This window comes from Candidatus Accumulibacter propinquus (assembly GCF_056856495.1).
The window spans coordinates 223,588-240,265 of the sequence record NZ_JBSEHC010000004.1; the positions used below are offsets into that span (position 1 = coordinate 223,588).

A 16,678-nucleotide genomic window follows, 5' to 3' on the forward strand; every position below is an offset into this window, starting at 1 on the left:
GCAATCGTACGGCTGCCCGGCCATGGCACTGAGCGAGGTACGACGACCCGATTGCGACGTCAGTCGACTCGGGCAGGTGTTTACGCCGCCGTTGATCGTCGACGCGATGCTGGCCCTGGTTCGTAACTGCGGGCGGGTGCTTGAGCCGGCCTGTGGTGACGGCGCCTTCCTGCAGCATTTTCCGTTTGCGCTGGGCATCGAGATCGACGCACGCCACGCACCCGCCGGGGCGCGGGTGATGGACTTCTTTGAACTGCCGGAGCGCGAGACGTTTGCCACCATCATCGGCAATCCGCCGTATGTGCGCTATCAGGATATCCAGCCCGAGACGCGCCAGCATGTCCGGCGCAGCGTCCTCGACGGGCGCGCGAACCTCTATCTGTACTTCATCGAGAAGTGTCTGCGGCATCTGGCGCCGGGGGGTGAACTGGTGTTCATCACGCCGCGAGATTTCGTCAAAGCCACTTCGGCGGTACCGCTCAATCGGTTGCTGCACGCTGCGGGAACGATCACCGATTTCGTCGATCTCGGGGATTCACGGCTATTCGACGGGGCGGCGCCGAACTGCGCGATCTGGCGTTTCGAACGCGACAACTTCTCGCGTCTGACGCGCCATGCGCAGCAGGGCGTGGCCGACGGTCTGGCAGGTCTGGCCCGGCTGCAATGGGTGGAACGGCATTTTGTCGAGAGTGGCGGGCACCTGCTATTCACGCGCGGCGACTATGCCCTGCAGCTCGCCGATATCGCCTTCGTCAAGGTGGGGGCAGTCTCTGGTGCTGACGATCTCTATGCCAGCGAGGATTACGGTAACCGCAGCTTCGTCTGCTCGGCGACTGTGGCCTCCGGTAACACACGGCGCATGCTCTGGTGTGCGCCGGGCGAACCGCCGCCAGCGATGCTGCTGCCGCACCAGGAGCGTCTGATCGCGCGTCGTATCCGGCCATTCGACGACTCCAACTGGTGGCACTGGGGGCGTGGCTACCATCAGACGGATCAGCCGCGCGTGTATGTCAACAACAAGACGCGCCGGTCGCGGCCCTTCTTCGTGCACCCCTGCACACATTACGACGGGTCGGTGCTGGCGATTTTTGCCCATGACCCGACGGTCGATGTGCAGGCACTGGCTGCCGCGCTGAATTCGGTCGATTGGTCCGACCTCGGCTTCGTCTGTGACGGCCGATACCTGTTTACACAACGTAGCCTCGAGCAGACACCGCTTCCCGAGTCGTTCCGTGCCTTCCTGCCCGGCGGCGGTGTAAGATCGCAGCCGGCGGATGCGTCCCTCTTGCCGCCGCTGCAAGTTTTGCCACCGAGCATTTCCCGGCCCCGGCCGGTGCCGAAGGGAAGGAGAAAAGCCCATGGTTCCACGCCTCACGACGGCCTTTAGCGGTCCGCTGCTGGAGATCGAACGTTGTGTCCTCGATGCCATGCCGGAAATCGAGCGCTGGTTGCGCGGTCAATGGCAGGAACATACGCCGCCCTTTTACGGTTCCGTCGATCTGCGCAATGCCGGTTTCAAGCTGGCGCCGGTGGACATGAATCTCTTTCCCGGGGGATTCAACAATCTTGACGCCACGTTCCTGCCGCTGTGCGTCCAGGCGGTGGTGACGGCCGTCGACCGCATCTGCCCCGACGCCAGGAGGTTGCTGCTGATTCCCGAAAACCATACGCGAAACGTCTTTTATTTGCAGAATGTGGCCCAGATCGCGGCAATCCTGCGCTTGACCGGTCTTGAGGTGCGCCTGGGCTCGCTGCTGCCGGAAATCGACAAGCCGACCCCGCTGACCTTGCCCGATGGTACGACACTGCTTCTCGAACCGGTGCTGCGCAATCGCCGGCGGATTGGCCTGCAGGACTTCGATCCCTGCGCGATCCTGCTCAACAACGATCTTTCGGCGGGTATTCCCACCATACTGCAGCATCTCGACGAACAGTTCGTGTTGCCGCCGCTGCACGCGGGTTGGGCGGTGCGCCGCAAATCCAACCACTTCGCTGCTTACGACGAGGTCGCGGGTGACTTTGCCAGGCTCGTCGGCATCGACCCGTGGCGGATCAATCCCTATTTTTCGGTCTGTGACAGTGTCAACTTCCATGAGCGGCAGGGTGAGGAGTGCCTGGCGGCCAATGTCGATGCCGTTCTCGGCCTGATCCGCGAGAAATACCAGGAATACGCGATCGACGAGACGCCCTACGTGGTGGTCAAGGCCGACGCCGGTACCTATGGCATGGGAGTGATGACGGTCAAGGATGCGTCCCAGGTGACCGGCCTCAATCGCCGACAGCGCAACAAGATGTCGGTGATCAAGGAAGGTCTGGCGGTTTCGCAGGTGATCATCCAGGAAGGTGTTCATAGCTACGAGCGGGTGGGCAGCGGCAAGGAAGAGGGGGTCGCCGAACCCGTCGTCTACATGATCGACCGCTTTGTCGTCGGCGGCTTCTATCGCGTGCACAGCGGGCGCGGCAAGGACGAAAACCTCAACGCGCCGGGCATGCACTTCGAGCCGCTGGCTTTCGAGACCAGTTGCTCGTTACCGGACCAGTGCCAAAATCCCGACGCCGCACCCAACCGCTTCTACGCCTATGGGGTCGTGGCCCGCCTGGCACAACTGGCCGCGTCACTCGAACTCGAACGCACGGCACCTGTAGAGGAGGAACTGGCATGCGCATAGCATTTGTCGTCGACCCGCTGCCGTCACTGCGGGCGTACAAGGACACCAGCATCGCTCTGATGCGGGCCGCGCAGGCTTCCGGGCACGCGGTGTGGACGATACAGCAGGAGGCAATTCACTGGTCGCCGCTGCACGGCGTCTGCGCCGAAGCGGTGCATCTGGAAATGCTGGCCGACGACAAGGACTGGTTCGTCGAGGTCGATCGCCATGTCGTGCGCCTGCGGGATTTTCGGGCCGTGCTGATGCGCAAGGACCCGCCCTTCGACGTGGAGTACGTGACCACCACCTGGCTGCTGGAACGTGCCGAAGCCGAAGGCGCGCGCGTCTTCAATCGACCGCGCGCCTTGCGTGACCATTCCGAAAAGCTGTCGGTCGCCGAATTCGCGCAATTTTCGGTGCCGACACTGGTAGCCCGTGACCCTCTTCTGATCCATGCGTTCGTCGACCTCGAACGCGATACTGTGCTCAAGCCGCTCGACGGCATGGGCGGTAGCGAGGTCTTCCGCGTGTCCCACGACGACCCGAACCGCAACGTGATCGTTGAAACGCTGACCCGCCACGGCACGCGTACGATCATGGCCCAACGCTACATTCCCGAGATCGTCGATGGCGACAAACGGATCCTGATCGTCGGCGGGGAGGTCGTACCCTATTGTCTGGCTCGCATTCCCAAGGCCGGGGAGACGCGCGGCAACCTGGCTGCCGGTGGCACCGGCGTGGCCCGCGAACTGTCCGCTCGTGACCGCGAGATCGCCAGCACGCTGGCGCCGGTGCTGGCCGCACGCGGTTTGCTGCTGGTCGGTCTGGATCTGATCGGCGACTGGCTGACGGAAATCAACGTCACCAGCCCGACATGCATGGTCGAGATTGCCGAACAGACCGGTTTCGACGCCGCCGAGATGCTCATCGCCGCGCTGGAGCGTCAGTGCGCGGCGCGCGCCTAGTCCTTCTGCTTGTTGTGTTCGGCTGCCTTGTCGCTTGCGGCAAGGCGCCGCTGCATCATCAGGAAGCCTTTGTTTTCGGAACCCGCGTCGAGGTGTTGATTGCCGGGCTGGACGAAGCGCAGGCGCGTCCGGCTGCGGCGGCCGTGCTGCGCGAGTTCGATCGCCTGCATCGCAGCTATCACGCCTGGAAGCCTTCCGAATTGAGCGCCCTGAACGCGGCCATCGCTGCCGGCAAGCGACAGGCGATAACGCCTGAAATGGCCGCGCTGATCGTCGAAGCACAGCGCCTGACGCGGCTCGGCGAACAACTCTTCGACCCCGGGATCGGGCGTCTGGTCAGCCTCTGGGGCTTTCAGTCCGACGAACTGCCAGCCGTCCTGCCAGACGCCGGCGCGCTGGCTGCCTGGCGAGCGGCCAGGCCGAGCATCCTCGATTTGCGCATTGACGACCATTACGCCAGCAGCCGGCAACATCAACTGGCGCTCGATTTCGGCGGCTATCTCAAGGGTGTCGCGCTCGACCGCGCGGCGAGCATCCTCAGGGCGCAGGGTGTGCATGACGCGTTGATCAACATCGGCGGCAACGTCATGGCCCTGGGCAGCAAGAACGGGCAAAGCTGGCGAGTCGGCATCCAGCATCCGCGCCAGCCCGGTCCGCTGGCGACGCTGGAACTCCAGGACGGCGAGGCGATCGGTACCTCGGGGGACTACCAGCGCTACTTTGAAGTCGATGGCCGGCGCTATTGCCATCTGCTCGACCCGCGTAGCGGCCAGCCGGTGACGCACACGCAGGCACTAAGCGTGTTGATCACCCCGCGGGCGAACACGGGGGCGCTTTCAGACGTTGCTTCGAAACCGTTGTTCATCGCCGGCGACGACTGGCCGCGCCTGGCGCGTGCAATGGCCGTCGAGCATGTGCTGCGGGTCGATGCCGAAGGTCATCTGCAGGTCAGCAGTGCCATGCAGCGTCGACTCGTTTATGTCGGTGGTACGCCGAAAGCGCTCCAGATCATGCCGTGAAGCGTTCGTCGATGCTGCCGAGCGGTGCGGAATCGCATAGAATGACGGCCTGTCGCAAGGGATGAAGGCAATGATCGGTATTCTCCTGATAACGCACGGTTCGTATGGCGAAGCCCTGATCCAGAACGTGTGTCATGTGCTCAACAGGCGTCCGGCGCTGATCGCCCAATTCGGGGTCGCCGCTCAGGACGACCCGCTCGACATCCTGCCGTTGGCGCGCCTGTTGCTCAAGGAGGTCGACGGCGGTGAAGGGGTGCTTGTGATGACCGATGTGTTTGGCGCGACGCCGGGCAACCTGGCGCTCAAGCTGCTCGAACCGGGTCATGTCGAAGGCGTTGCCGGCCTCAGTCTGCCAATGTTGTTGCGCGCCCTGACCTATCGCGAGAGAGGGATGGAAACGATGCTGCAGAAGGCGATCAGTGGTGCACACGATGGCATAACCAAGCTGCCGCCGCCTGCCTGAGATCATAATACGGGAGTTCCGGATGGTTCGCGCTGAAACTGCAATCCTCAACAAGCTGGGCCTGCACGCTCGTGCTTCGGCCAAACTGACGCAACTTGCCAGCCACTTCGCCAGCGACGTCTGGATGGAGAAGGGGTCCCGCCGAATCAATGCGAAAAGCATCATGGGGGTGATGATGCTGGCTGCAGGCAAAGGCTCGACGGTGATCGTCGAAACCGATGGCGCCGACGAGCAGGCGGCCAGCGAAGCAATCCTCGAACTGATCGCCGGCCGCTTCGGCGAGGCGGAGTGAGTCCATCATGAGCTTTACGCTGCATGGCCTGGCGGTCTCCGGGGGTATCGCGATCGGTCAGGCGCATTTGATGTCGCACGCCACGCTCGAGGTGTCGCACCTGTTCATCGCCCCACGTCTGGTGGACAAGGAGGTGGCCCGTTTCGAGGCCGCGCTGGTGCGCGTCCGCGAAGAGTTCGCGAACCTGAAGGGGCGCATGCAGCATGCGTCGGCCGAGTTCGGCGCGTTCATCGATCTGCATTCGATGATTCTCGCCGATCCGGAATTGGCGGAGGCGCCCAAGCAGTTGATTCGCGAGCGTCGTTGCAATGCCGAATGGGCGCTGGTGCAGCAGATGGAAGTCCTGGTAGACCAGTTCGAACGTTTTGACGACCAGTACCTGCGTGAGCGCAGCTACGACGTGCGGCAGGTCGTCGAGCGGGTGATCAAGGAACTTGTTGGACAGCCGGGCCGGATGGCGCTCAGAACGGGCAAGGGGACCAAGGAAGAGAACCTGATCGTCGTCGCCCACGACCTGTCGCCGGCCGATGTCATTGCCTACAAGGAGCATCATTTCGCTGCCTTCGTCACTGATGTCGGCGGCTCGACCTCGCACACTGCCATTCTTGCGCGCAGCCTGCGCATTCCGGCGGTACTCGGCCTGCACAACGCCAGGCAACTGATTCACGACAACGAGGTTCTGATCGTCGATGGCACGCGTGGTGTGCTGATCGTCAACCCGGATCCGCGCGTGCTCGACGAATTCCGGCTCAGGAAAAGTCAGATCGAGCTCGAACGCTCGAAGCTCCGGCGCCTCAAGACGGCTCGGTCGACGACACTCGACGGGGTCGATATCGACCTGCACGCCAACATCGAGTTGCCTGGTGACGTTGCGGCAGCCCTCGATGGCGGTGCCGAAGGGATTGGCCTGTTTCGCACCGAGTTCCTTTTTCTCGATCGTGGCGACATGCCGACCGAGGACGAGCAGTTCGAGGCCTACCGCAAGGTCGTCAGGGGCATGGCTGGACGGCCGGTGACGATTCGCACCTTCGATCTCGGGTCGGACAAGGACCTGCACCGGGAAAAGGCCCAAGGCGAGCGCATGCAGAGCAACCCGGCGCTCGGTCTGCGTGCCATCCGGCTGTCGCTGGCCGAGCCGAAGATGTTTCAGACACAGTTGCGAGCCATCCTGCGCGCATCGAAGTACGGCAAGATCAAGCTGCTGATTCCGATGCTCTCGCAGGCCCACGAGATCGACCAGACGCTGGCGGCAATCGAGCGCGCCAAGTCAGGCCTTCGCGGCGAGCATATTGCCTTCGATGAGGCGATTACCATCGGCGCGATGATCGAGATCCCGGCGGCTGCGCTGGCTGTTGGCCTGTTCCTGCGGCGCATGCATTTTCTGTCGATCGGGACCAACGACCTGATTCAATATACTCTGGCGATCGATCGCAGCGATGAACAGGTCGCGCCGCTGTACGATCCGCTGCATCCGGCGGTGTTGATGCTGCTCGCGCACACCATCGCCAGCGCCGAAAAGGTCGACATCCCGGTTTCGATCTGCGGCGAACTGGCCGGAGATCCGGCGCTGACACGCCTCTTGTTGGGGATGGGGCTACGCCAGTTCTCGATGCATCCGGCCCAGATCCTGTCGGTCAAGCAGAAGATCATGCAGAGCAACTGCTCGGAGCTGGCGCCGATTGTGCGCCGCCTGTTGCGCCACGAGGAGCCGGCAAAGATTCGCGAGCAACTGGAGAAACTCAACAACCTCGCCTGATTGACTTTTCCTCCGGCTGCGGGTAACTTTCGCCGCCTTGGCGCCGATTTGAACGATCAGCTTGCGGGCGCCTTACAAATACGGCTAAAGCGCGGCAAGCCCGGTCCGCTTTGGCAGCCGACCGGGTTTTTTCTGCCCTTGGTACCGATACGATCACGATGTCACAAGAGAATTCTGTCGGATTTGTCACGTCGCAGCGAGCGTACTTCAACGAACCGCTGAAGTTGAAGAGCGGTGCCGAGTTGCCCCGCTTCGAACTGGTATTCGAAACCTACGGCACGCTCAACAGCGAACGTTCCAACGCCGTGCTGGTTTGTCATGCGCTTTCCGGTAGTCACCACGTGGCTGGCCGTTATGCAGACGACCCGGAGAACGTCGGCTGGTGGAATAACCTTGTCGGCCCGGGAAAGGCGCTCGACACCCGGAAGTTCTTCGTGGTCGGCGTCAACAACCTGGGTGGGTGCTATGGCTCGACGGGGCCACTATCGATCAATCCGGAAACCGGCAAACGTTACGGTGCCGTCTTTCCGCTGGTGACGGTCGAGGACTGGGTGGCAGCACAGGCCCGGCTGGCCGATTATCTGGGCATCCGGACATGGGCCGCGGTCATCGGCGGCAGCCTCGGTGGCATGCAGGCGCTCGAATGGTCTCTGCAATTCCCGGATCGCATCCGCCACGCCATGGTCATCGCCTCGGCACCGAAGCTCTCGGCCCAGAACATTGCCTTCAACGAAGTGGCCAGGCAGGCGATCATCTCCGACCCTGATTTCCACGGCGGTGACTACGCGGAGCACGGCGTCGTTCCGACCAGGGGTTTGCGGCTGGCGCGCATGATCGGCCACATCACCTACCTGTCGGACACGCAGATGGCCGAGAAATTTGGTCGGCAGTTACGGCATGGCGAACACAAGTTCAGTTACGAGGTGGATTTCGAGATCGAGTCCTACCTGCGCTATCAGGGCGACAAATTCGCCGCTTTTTTCGATGCCAATACCTATCTGATGACCACCAAGGCGCTCGACTATTTCGATCCCGCCTACGACTTCGACGGCAATCTGGCGGCGGCTCTGGCGCGTGCCAGGGCCAGCTTTTTTGTTGCCGGCTTTTCGACCGACTGGCGTTTCGCGCCGGCGCGTTCGCGCGAGATTGTCTTCGCCCTGCTGCACAACCGCTTGCATGTCGTTTACGCCGAGATCGACTGCAGTGCCGGGCACGACTCGTTTTTGCTGGACGATGCACATTACCATGACCTGCTGCGCGCCTACCTGGAGAACATCGCCACATGACCGAGCACGACAGGAGAGTCAGGGCCGAGCAGCGCGAACGCTTCGACTTTGCGGTGATTGCCAACTGGATCCCGCCTGGCGAGCGTGTCCTCGATCTCGGCTGCGGCGACGGCAGGTTGTTGCGCTACCTGAGCGAAACCCGTGACGTCACGGGCTACGGTGTCGAAATCGACCGCGAAAGCGTTCTGGGGTGCATCCGCAACGGCGTTGACGTGATTCAGATGGACATCGAGTGTGGCCTTTCGGGATTTGAGGACGCTTCCTTCGAACACGTGATCATCTCGCAGGCGCTGCAGACGATGCACACCACCGAGCGCATCCTGGGCGAAATGCTGCGCGTCGCGGCCGAGGCGGTCGTCAGCTTTCCCAATTTTGCCTACCGTACCAATCGGGCGGCGATTGCCGCTGGACACATGCCGGTATCCGAGGACCTGCCGTATGACTGGTTCGATACGCCGAACGTGCGCTTCTTCACCATCGTCGACTTCGAGAATCTTTGTGCTCGGCTCGGTATCGAAATACGCGAGCGACTGGCCTTCGACGAGGCCGGGCGTGCGGTTTCCGAGGATCCCAATCTCAACGGCAGTCTTGCCTTTTATCGCCTCGGACGAAGAACCTGATGCCGGGCTGGCTGCGCCTGCTGCTGACCCGGCAGATGTTGATCTGTGTATTCACCGGTTTCAGCTCGGGCCTGCCGCTGTACCTGTTGCTCAATCTGCTGCCCGCATGGCTGCGCAGCGAGGGCGTCAATCTCAAGACCATCGGCTTCTTCGCATTGATCCAGTTTCCGTACACCTGGAAGTTCCTCTGGTCGCCGTTGCTCGACCGCTATCGGCTGCCACTGGGGCGCCGCCGTGGCTGGATGCTGCTCTCGCAACTGGGGCTGTTGTTCACCATCGGTCTGCTCGGAGGCTTCTCGCCGGGCAGCGATCTGGTGCCGGTGATCTGGCTGTCGGTTGTCCTGGCTTTTCTGTCGGCAACCCAGGATGTTGCCCTGGATGCGTTTCGCCGCGAGATCCTGAGCGATCAGGAACTCGGCCTCGGCAACTCGGTGCACGTCAACGCCTATCGGATTGCCGGTCTGGTGCCGGGATCACTGTCGCTGATTCTCGCCGACCTGCTGCCCTGGTCGCAGGTGTTCTGGATTACCGCAGCTTTCATGCTGCCGGGTATGGTGATGGTGCTGGTCGTCCGCGAACCGGCCGTGCTGGGGGTGCCAAAGACCCTGCGGCAAGCGGTCGTCGAGCCATTTCACGAGTTCATTGGCCGTCAGGGCTGGCGCGGCGCCATGCTCGTGCTCGGTTTCATCTTTCTCTACAAGCTCGGCGATTCGCTGGCGACAGCCCTGGCGACTCCCTTTTATCTGGATCTCGGCTACAGCAAGACCGATATCGGTGTGATTGCCAAACATGCCGGACTATGGCCGGCCGTCTTCGGGGGCCTGCTCGGTGGCCTGTGGATGGTCCGCCTGGGCATCAACCGCGCGCTGTGGCTGTTCGGTATCGTCCAGATGGTGACCATTCTGGGCTTTGCCTGGCTGGCGTGGCACGGCGTGCAGTCGCCCGTCGATGCCGCTGATCGGGTTGCGCTGGCGGCGGTGATCGCCGCCGAGTGTCTGGGCGTCGGCCTGGGCACCGCCGCTTTCGTCGCCTTCATCGCGCGCGCCACCAATCCTGCATTCACGGCGACGCAGTTCGCGCTGTTCACCAGCCTCGCCGCCGTTCCCCGGACCTTCATCAACGCCACGGCGGGCGCGCTGGTGGAGTCGATGGGATGGATCAGTTTCTTCCTGTTGTGCTTTGTGCTCGCCGCGCCGGGCATGCTGCTGCTGCTGAAGGTTGCGCCATGGAACGAGATTCGCTCATCGCCGCAAGGCTGATCGACGCGGCCCGGCAGTTGTCGGCAAGCCTGGCGTCACTGCATTTCTCGGCTCCGGTCAGCCACATCTACAACCCGCTGACCTATGCCTGGGGTGCGCACGAGCTGTACTTGCGCCGTTATGGCGCTGGCCCCAGGCGCGTGGTCTTTCTGGGCATGAATCCGGGTCCTTTCGGGATGGTGCAATGCGGCGTTCCTTTCGGCGAAGTGACGGTAGTGCGCGACTGGTTGGGAATCGCATCCGGCGTGCAAAAACCGGAACTCGAGAATCCCGCCAGACCCATTGAAGGCTTTGCCTGCCGGCGTTCGGAAGTCAGCGGAAAACGCCTGTGGGGCTTGTTTCGGGAGCGCTTTGGTTCACCCGACGTGTTTTTCAGGGAACACTTCGTGGCCAACTATTGCCCGCTGGCCTTCTTCGACCACGCACGCAATCTGACCCCAGACAAACTTGCCGCAGCGGAGGCGGTACCATTGCGCGCGGTTTGCGACGCCCACCTGCAAGCGCTGGTCAGCGCCTTGCAGCCCGAGTGGGTGATTGGCGTCGGTGCCTTTGCGGCAGCACGTGCAGCCGAGGTGCTGGCCGGGAGCAGCGTCAGGACCGGGCGCGTGCTGCATCCCAGCCCGGCAAGTCCGCTGGCCAATCGGGGCTGCTGGGCGGTGGCGGCGACGGAGCAGCTTCAGGCGCTCGGCGTCTGGCGGTGAGTTCCTTGCCGTGCAGGTAGTGCACCAGATGATCGCATCAGGGCGATGTGCTCGGACCTGCTGCGTTTGTCCGTTATGGGCGGTCGGGGACCAGACCGAGGTCTGCCATTTGCCTGTGCAGCAGGCGCCAGGTGCGCCACACGAAAAGACCGCGTGTTGTCCAGCGCCAGACCCGCCGAGGATGCAGCACGACCAGCACGGCGACGGCGGCAGTGACCACATGCGGGTGTTGGCGGACGTAGAGGCAACCGCTGCGCACCGTGGCGACGACTCGGTCGGTGGCGTGCAAGGTGTCGCCAATGGGCTGCAGTTGCTGGCCAAGCAGTTGCCGCTGGCTGCTGATCCGTTCGATCAGCCTGCCGCGCTCGATGGCCAGATCAATCAGCTCTTGATTCACTTGCGGGCAGTGTCGTGCAACCGACGAAGGTCTTCTTCCAACTCGGCAATGCTGGTGCTGAAAAGGTTTTCGGGCGCTTCGGTCAACCGTTTCAGGGCCAGGTACGCGAGGCCGGCGATAACAAAGAAGAGGCAGGAAAATGATCCCAGGAGGACCACCCGGTTGTCCCAGAACAGGACCAGCAGCAAGGCGATGGCCAGGAGTGTGCCGACCAGTAGACAGAACGCCACGGTCTGCGACACGAGCAGCAGGTGGACCGCGCGCAGCTTCTCCGCCTTGATCTCGTTGCCGAGGAGTTCAAGGCGAGTTCGCCCACTGGCCAGCAGGGTGGCGGCGCTGTTTCTGGCGGCCGCCAACAGACCGCCGCCACCACCGCCGGTAGTTTCGCTCATGTCCTGGAGGTGTCGTTCAGCGGCGGCCGATGATCACGCCGAGCAGCAGACCGATGCCGGCGGCAACGCCGACCGCCCGCCATGGATTCTCGTGGACATAGTCGTCGGTGGCGCGGGCTGCGGCTTTGGTACGGTCGACCAGTGCGGCTTCGGCATCGGCCAGGCGCAGTTTGGCGTCGCGCAGCCGCTCACCGAAGCGCTCGCGCAGATCACCCATCTTGTCGTTGGCCACGCCGGCGGTGGCGCGCAGGATTTCCTCTGCGTCTGCGACGACGACCTTCATGTCGGAGACGAGTTTTTGCTTGTTGGCGGTGGAAAGTTCGGTTACTTCGGACATGATGAACCTCGCAGTGGAAGGTGATTTCAGGAAGAGCCTGGATGTCGCAGCCGTAACGCCTGCAACTAGGTTATCAGGTTATACAAATCGCGCGCCGAGAGCAATGCCAACCGCCACAAGCGGCCGCGTTCATTGCGGGGTGCGCTGACCGGAGGTTGAGTTTGACCCTGGTGGGTCCTTTGCCCGCTGCTCCGGGCAGGACGCGGGTTTCCAGCCGTTAGCCGGTGGCGCCTGCAAGGCTGCGCACCAGATCTGCGGCGAATCCCGACAGGTCCTCGCGCCTGCGCACGCACACCTGCAGGTCGCGCTGTGCCCAGGTCTCGTCCAGGGTTACCACGGTGGGTGGTTCGCGCAATCCTCCCTGTGGAACGGCGCTGCGCGGGACCAGGCCGATGCCGATGCCGGCTCCGACCATACGGCAGACGGCCTCGAAGCTCCTGACCTGGATGCGCACGTTGACGTGGCGACCGAGGGTGGCAGCGGCATTCATCGTGAAGGTGTGGATAGCCGATCCCGCGTGCAGCATCACGAAGGGGTAGTCAAGCACCTCGGCCAGGCGGGCACTGGTCTGTGTCGCCAGCGGGTGCGTGCCGGGGGTGATCAGCACCAGGCGGTCGGCGCGGTAAGGGAGCATTTCCACCTCGGCCCCTTCGACGCGTTCGGCAACCACGCCGACTTCGACCTCGCCGCGTGCCACGGCCATGACAATCTCGGGACTGGTGTGCTCGGCCAGCGTGACGCTGACCTGCGGGTACCGGCGCAGGAATTCGGCCAGGTCGTCAGGCAGGAAGCTGTGCGTGGCGTGCGTATTGGCCCACAAGGTCACGTGCCCACGCACGCCTTTCGCGTAGGGTGCGAGGTCGGCGTGCATTTGCTCGAGTTGGGCAAAGACCTGTCGCGCATGTCGCAGCAGCGCCTCGCCGGCGCGGGTCAGGGAAACGCCACGTGCCTGTCGAAGAAGCAGTGGTGTACCGATACCCGCTTCAAGCAGGCGCATGCGATGGCTGGCCGAGGAAGGCGCGAGGTGCACCCGTCCCGCGCCGCGGCTCAGGTTCTGTGCCTCGGCGATGGCCACGAAGAGACGCAGGTCGGTGAGGTCGTAATTCATACCATTCGTTTCTGACGAACACAGGCTTGTCAATATAGCAATTGTTTGGCGGCTTGGAGAGCGGCATCATTCGTTTTTTACTAATTCTGGCTGAGCCATGCCCTGGAAAGACTGGTCCGCCGAACGCCTCGGCGTCGCCCTCGCCGTGCTTGCAGCACTTGGTTTCTCGTTCAAGGCGATCTTCGTCAAGCTGGCATACGGGGCTGCCCCGGTCGATGCGGTCACGCTGTTGTCGCTGCGCATGGTGTTTGCGCTGCCGGCCTTTCTCTGGGTCGGCTTCGTCGCAAGCCGCTCGGCGCCGCCGTTGACGCGCCACGACTGGGGTATGCTGGTGGCACTGGGTCTGCTCGGCTACTACGGTGCGAGCATCCTCGACTTCATCGGCTTGCAGTACATTTCGGCCGGCCTTGAGCGTCTGATCCTGTTCACCTACCCCACGCTGACCGTGCTGATCGGTGTGTTGTTCATGGGCAAGTCGCTGACCCGGCGCGAGATCGGTTCCCTGGTGCTTTCGTACGCCGGTATCGGCCTGGCCTTTGCGCACGACCTGCAGGTGGCGGGCGAGATGGCGGCGGTACTGGTCGGCGTGGCTTTCGTTTTCGGGTCTTCGCTGTCCTACGCTTTCTATCTTTCCGGCAGCGCGCCGGCCATTCAGCGGCTCGGCGCAGCCCGCTTCACGGCGCTGGCGATGCTGGTGTCGACGCTGGCAACGCAGTTGCATTTTGTTGCGACGCAGCCGCTCTCGGCGCTGATCCAGCCGTTGCCGATATACGCCTATGGCGCTGCGATGGCCCTTTTTTCGACGGTCCTGCCGGTATTCATGCAGTCGGCGGCGATTCGTCGCATCGGCTCGGCGAAGGCCGTGCTGATCGGCACGCTGGGTCCGATACTGACCATCTTCTTCGGCTGGTGGTTGCTTGCAGAGCCGCTGTCGGCGGCGCAACTGGGCGGTGCCGCTCTGGTATTGGCCGGAGTGCTGCTGGTCAGCCGGAGGTAGATTGCGGTGGTGCGTCGCCGGTTGGTGGCGCGGTGCTCTTGACGGACGCAGGATCGCACACTCTGCGCAAAGCCGTAGGCGACCGGACGGGGTCACGATGTCCCCCGCCGGTCGGTGCCCGGTATGCCTCAGTAGATGTCGTTCTGGGTGTTGTAGACGTTGAATTTTCCGGTCGGCGTAATCACGCGTGGGTCCTTGATGACCGCCTTGAGCTTGCGCGTCTTGTCGTCGACGACGACGATCGCCGACTCCTCGCTGCCTGCACTCCAGACGGAGAACCAGACCTCATCGCCATCGCGGTTGTACTCGGGTTGTACGACGCGTTTGGAACCCGGCTTGACACCGGCCCATTCTCCGATCGGCAGGAGAGTGAAGCCTTTGTCAAGATTGTTGATGTCGAACACCGCGACCGACTGCGAAATTGCCGGATCAGGATTCAGCGGTGCGTCGACCCACAGGTTTCTCGACTTCGGATGGGTCTTCAGGAACAGCGATCCGCCACCAGAGCCCTTGAGGGTTTGCACCACTTTCCACGCGGACTGGCTGTGTTTCACCGGATCGGTACCGATCAGCGACACGCTGTCGTCACCGAGGTGGCTGGTTGCCCAGACCGGTCCGAACTTCGGATGCACGAAGTTTGCACCGCGCCCGGGGTGCGGCGTCTTGCCGACGGCCACCACCGCTGCCAGTTTGCCCTCCTTGGTGTCGATCACGGCAATCTTGTCCGATGCGTTGGCCGCATCCATGAAGTAGCGACCGGTGGACTCGAAGCCGCCATCGTGCAGGAAGCGAGGCGTCTTGATCATCTTCACCTTGAGGTTTTCGAGATCGCTGTAGTCGACCATATGCACCATGCCGGTTTCCTTGGCGTTGACCAGGAACTCGGGGTGATAGTGCGACGCGACGATTGCCGCTACCCGCGGCTCGGGGTGGTACTCGTTGGTGTCCGAGGTCATGCCGCGTGTGCCGATGACCTTGAGCGGCTTGAGCGTATCGCCGTCCATCAGCGTGTATTGTGGCGGCCAGTAACTGCCGGCAATCGCGTAGCGGTCCTCGTAGCCCTTGTACTTCGAGGTTTCGACCGACCGCGCTTCCAGGCCGACCCTGATTTCCGCAACTGGTGCCGGTTTCTCCATCCACAGATCAATCAGGACGATCTTGGCATCACGGCCAATCACATAAAGGTAACGACCGGACTTCGATATGCGCGAAATGTGGACGGCGTAGCCGGTATCGATGACGTCGATGATCTTCTTGCTGCTGCCGTCGATCAGCGCGATCTTTCCGGCGTCGCGGAGCGTCACCGAGAACAAATTGGCCAGGTCGAGGTTGTTCATTTTCTTCGTCGGGCGCTGCGACGGCGGAACGATCAGCTTCCAGGTCGCGTTCATTTCCTTCAGGCCGTACTCCGGCGGGGTCGGCGGTTCGTGCTGGATATAGCGCGTCATGATGTCCACTTCCTTCTCGCTGAGCGTGCCGGAAGTCCCCCAGTTTGGCATGCCCTGTGGTGAACCATAGAAGATGAAGGTCCGCAGATAGTCGGACCCGCGCTCCAGGGTGATGTCCGTCGTCAGCGCCTTGCCGGTCGCGCCCTTGCGCAATACGCCGTGGCACCCCGCACAACGCTCGAAGTAGATCTTCTTGCCGACCTCGAAATCGGCCTTGGTCATTGGCGGTGATTTCGGGTTCAGCGTATGTACCATTTCGACGCTCCCGACTGGCGACGAACCACCAATCTGCATCGGCCCCTCTTCGAGCGCTTTCTTCTTGCCGGGTTGTGCATCCTCCGCATGCAGGCTACCGATTGCCAGCGCCATCATGGCAATTGCGACGGCGTGCTTTTTCGAAATCATCTGCTTCATTCGTGCCTCCAATTTTTCAGTCAATCGGAATTTTGGCAGCAGGGGCAAGATCCGCGCGACGAGGATGTTGTTGTGGTAACCAGAGACGCAGGCTTCCGGAGCGCCAAGGTCCACATCAAAGCATTGTTTTCTTTACGATGCATTGATTCAGGTCAACTAACCGATTACCCAATGGTGGTAAATCCCACGGCTCTACCAGGGGGGACTGGAAAAGTTTGACATTTCAGAGGGGCCATCAGGGACCTTCAAGCCGTGCGTCGCCAAGCCCACGAGAGACCTGCCAGTCTGCTGCCACCATTACCCAGCCGAGTCCACCGGCCTGCCGGTGGAGTTGCGATCAGTGGGCCTTCGGGCTGAAAAACTTGACGAGTTGGGAGATTCCCCAGACCATCAAGGTTGGCAAGGCGGCAATGATCGCAGCGCTTATCGCGAGCCTGGAGAAGGTGCCGGCCGTCAGTGCCGGGACTCGCTGAGCGATGGTGGCGAAGGCCACCACGAAGGCGGTGGCGAAGACGAAGCCCAGGGTTTTCATGGTCATGTTTTGCGGGTCAGGAAGGGGTTGGAAGGCGAGTACTC

18 protein-coding genes and 1 riboswitch are annotated in these 16,678 nt (G+C 62.5%); of the genes, 12 read left to right on the top strand and 6 right to left on the bottom strand.

All coding sequences use genetic code 11. From position 1 onward, the window contains the following. Positions 1 to 22 precede the first annotated feature (22 nt). From AC15MQ_RS17020 to AC15MQ_RS17070, 11 genes are all read left to right on the top strand, one after another. A complete protein-coding gene (locus tag AC15MQ_RS17020) occupies positions 23 to 1,387 on the top strand; it encodes an Eco57I restriction-modification methylase domain-containing protein (RefSeq protein ID WP_483080763.1) in 1,365 nt (454 codons plus the stop codon). After that, positions 1,359 to 2,669 (top strand): glutamate--cysteine ligase, encoded by a 1,311-nt coding sequence (gene gshA, locus AC15MQ_RS17025; RefSeq protein ID WP_483080764.1) that lies wholly within the window; start codon positions 1,359 to 1,361, stop codon positions 2,667 to 2,669. The genes AC15MQ_RS17020 and gshA overlap by 29 nt, the downstream gene beginning before the upstream one ends. After that, entirely contained in the window at positions 2,660 to 3,613 is a 954-nt protein-coding gene (gshB, locus tag AC15MQ_RS17030) for a glutathione synthase (RefSeq protein WP_483080765.1), read from the top strand. Before gshA ends, gshB begins: the two co-directional genes overlap by 10 nt. Further along, positions 3,595 to 4,632 carry an FAD:protein FMN transferase gene (locus AC15MQ_RS17035; RefSeq protein ID WP_483080766.1) on the top strand — a complete coding sequence of 346 codons (1,038 nt, stop codon included), beginning with the start codon at positions 3,595 to 3,597 and terminating at the stop codon, positions 4,630 to 4,632. The genes gshB and AC15MQ_RS17035 overlap by 19 nt, the downstream gene beginning before the upstream one ends. Positions 4,633 to 4,702: 70 nt before the next feature. Continuing rightward, positions 4,703 to 5,095: a PTS sugar transporter subunit IIA gene (locus AC15MQ_RS17040; RefSeq protein ID WP_287670040.1), complete on the top strand. Its 393-nt coding sequence runs from the start codon at positions 4,703 to 4,705 to the stop codon at positions 5,093 to 5,095. Positions 5,096 to 5,117: 22 nt separating this feature from the next. Then, complete coding sequence (locus tag AC15MQ_RS17045) at positions 5,118 to 5,387, top strand: HPr family phosphocarrier protein (protein WP_287670039.1); 270 nt, start codon at positions 5,118 to 5,120, stop codon at positions 5,385 to 5,387. A 7-nt stretch (positions 5,388 to 5,394) separates the two neighbouring features. Further along, a complete protein-coding gene (gene ptsP / locus AC15MQ_RS17050) occupies positions 5,395 to 7,143 on the top strand; it encodes a phosphoenolpyruvate--protein phosphotransferase (RefSeq protein ID WP_287670038.1) in 1,749 nt (582 codons plus the stop codon). Positions 7,144 to 7,173: 30 nt separating this feature from the next. Continuing rightward, positions 7,174 to 7,248, top strand: a riboswitch (SAM riboswitch). Positions 7,249 to 7,301: 53 nt separating this feature from the next. Beyond that, positions 7,302 to 8,429, top strand: coding sequence for a homoserine O-succinyltransferase MetX (metX, locus tag AC15MQ_RS17055; RefSeq protein WP_332336708.1), 1,128 nt, complete (start codon positions 7,302 to 7,304; stop codon positions 8,427 to 8,429). Continuing rightward, entirely contained in the window at positions 8,426 to 9,049 is a 624-nt protein-coding gene (gene metW / locus AC15MQ_RS17060; protein ID WP_287670034.1) for a methionine biosynthesis protein MetW, read from the top strand. The genes metX and metW overlap by 4 nt, the downstream gene beginning before the upstream one ends. Then, positions 9,049 to 10,308 (top strand): AmpG family muropeptide MFS transporter, encoded by a 1,260-nt coding sequence (locus tag AC15MQ_RS17065; RefSeq protein ID WP_332336707.1) that lies wholly within the window; start codon positions 9,049 to 9,051, stop codon positions 10,306 to 10,308. Before metW ends, AC15MQ_RS17065 begins: the two co-directional genes overlap by 1 nt. Further along, positions 10,275 to 11,009, top strand: coding sequence for a uracil-DNA glycosylase family protein (locus tag AC15MQ_RS17070; RefSeq protein ID WP_483080767.1), 735 nt, complete (start codon positions 10,275 to 10,277; stop codon positions 11,007 to 11,009). Before AC15MQ_RS17065 ends, AC15MQ_RS17070 begins: the two co-directional genes overlap by 34 nt. A 73-nt stretch (positions 11,010 to 11,082) precedes the next feature. Here the strand turns inward: AC15MQ_RS17070 and AC15MQ_RS17075 are convergent, their stop codons facing one another. The 4 genes from AC15MQ_RS17075 to AC15MQ_RS17090 form a co-directional block, all read right to left on the bottom strand. Beyond that, positions 11,083 to 11,406: a YqjK family protein gene (locus tag AC15MQ_RS17075; protein WP_287670030.1), complete on the bottom strand. Its 324-nt coding sequence runs from the start codon at positions 11,404 to 11,406 to the stop codon at positions 11,083 to 11,085. Continuing rightward, the gene (locus AC15MQ_RS17080; RefSeq protein ID WP_287655259.1) at positions 11,403 to 11,798 is read right to left on the bottom strand and encodes a phage holin family protein; all 396 of its coding nucleotides are present in this window, start codon (positions 11,796 to 11,798) and stop codon (positions 11,403 to 11,405) included. The genes AC15MQ_RS17075 and AC15MQ_RS17080 overlap by 4 nt, the downstream gene beginning before the upstream one ends. Before the next feature lie 16 nt (positions 11,799 to 11,814). Then, entirely contained in the window at positions 11,815 to 12,135 is a 321-nt protein-coding gene (locus AC15MQ_RS17085) for an ElaB/YgaM/YqjD family protein (protein WP_287670027.1), read from the bottom strand. Positions 12,136 to 12,352: 217 nt separating this feature from the next. Beyond that, positions 12,353 to 13,243 (bottom strand): LysR family transcriptional regulator, encoded by an 891-nt coding sequence (locus AC15MQ_RS17090; protein WP_483080768.1) that lies wholly within the window; start codon positions 13,241 to 13,243, stop codon positions 12,353 to 12,355. A gap of 97 nt (positions 13,244 to 13,340) precedes the next feature. On the opposite strand from AC15MQ_RS17090, the gene AC15MQ_RS17095 reads away from it, so the two are divergent. After that, positions 13,341 to 14,240, top strand: a complete 900-nt coding sequence (locus AC15MQ_RS17095; RefSeq protein WP_483080769.1) for a DMT family transporter — start codon at positions 13,341 to 13,343, stop codon at positions 14,238 to 14,240. A gap of 128 nt (positions 14,241 to 14,368) precedes the next feature. On the opposite strand, the gene AC15MQ_RS17100 is transcribed toward AC15MQ_RS17095, so the two are convergent. Both AC15MQ_RS17100 and AC15MQ_RS17105 read right to left on the bottom strand, forming a co-directional pair. Then, the gene (locus tag AC15MQ_RS17100) at positions 14,369 to 16,102 is read right to left on the bottom strand and encodes a cytochrome D1 domain-containing protein (protein WP_483080770.1); all 1,734 of its coding nucleotides are present in this window, start codon (positions 16,100 to 16,102) and stop codon (positions 14,369 to 14,371) included. Positions 16,103 to 16,439: 337 nt separating this feature from the next. Further along, on the bottom strand, positions 16,440 to 16,640 hold the full coding sequence (locus AC15MQ_RS17105; protein WP_483080771.1) for a hypothetical protein: 201 nt from the start codon (positions 16,638 to 16,640) through the stop codon (positions 16,440 to 16,442). Positions 16,641 to 16,678: the final 38 nt, after the last annotated feature.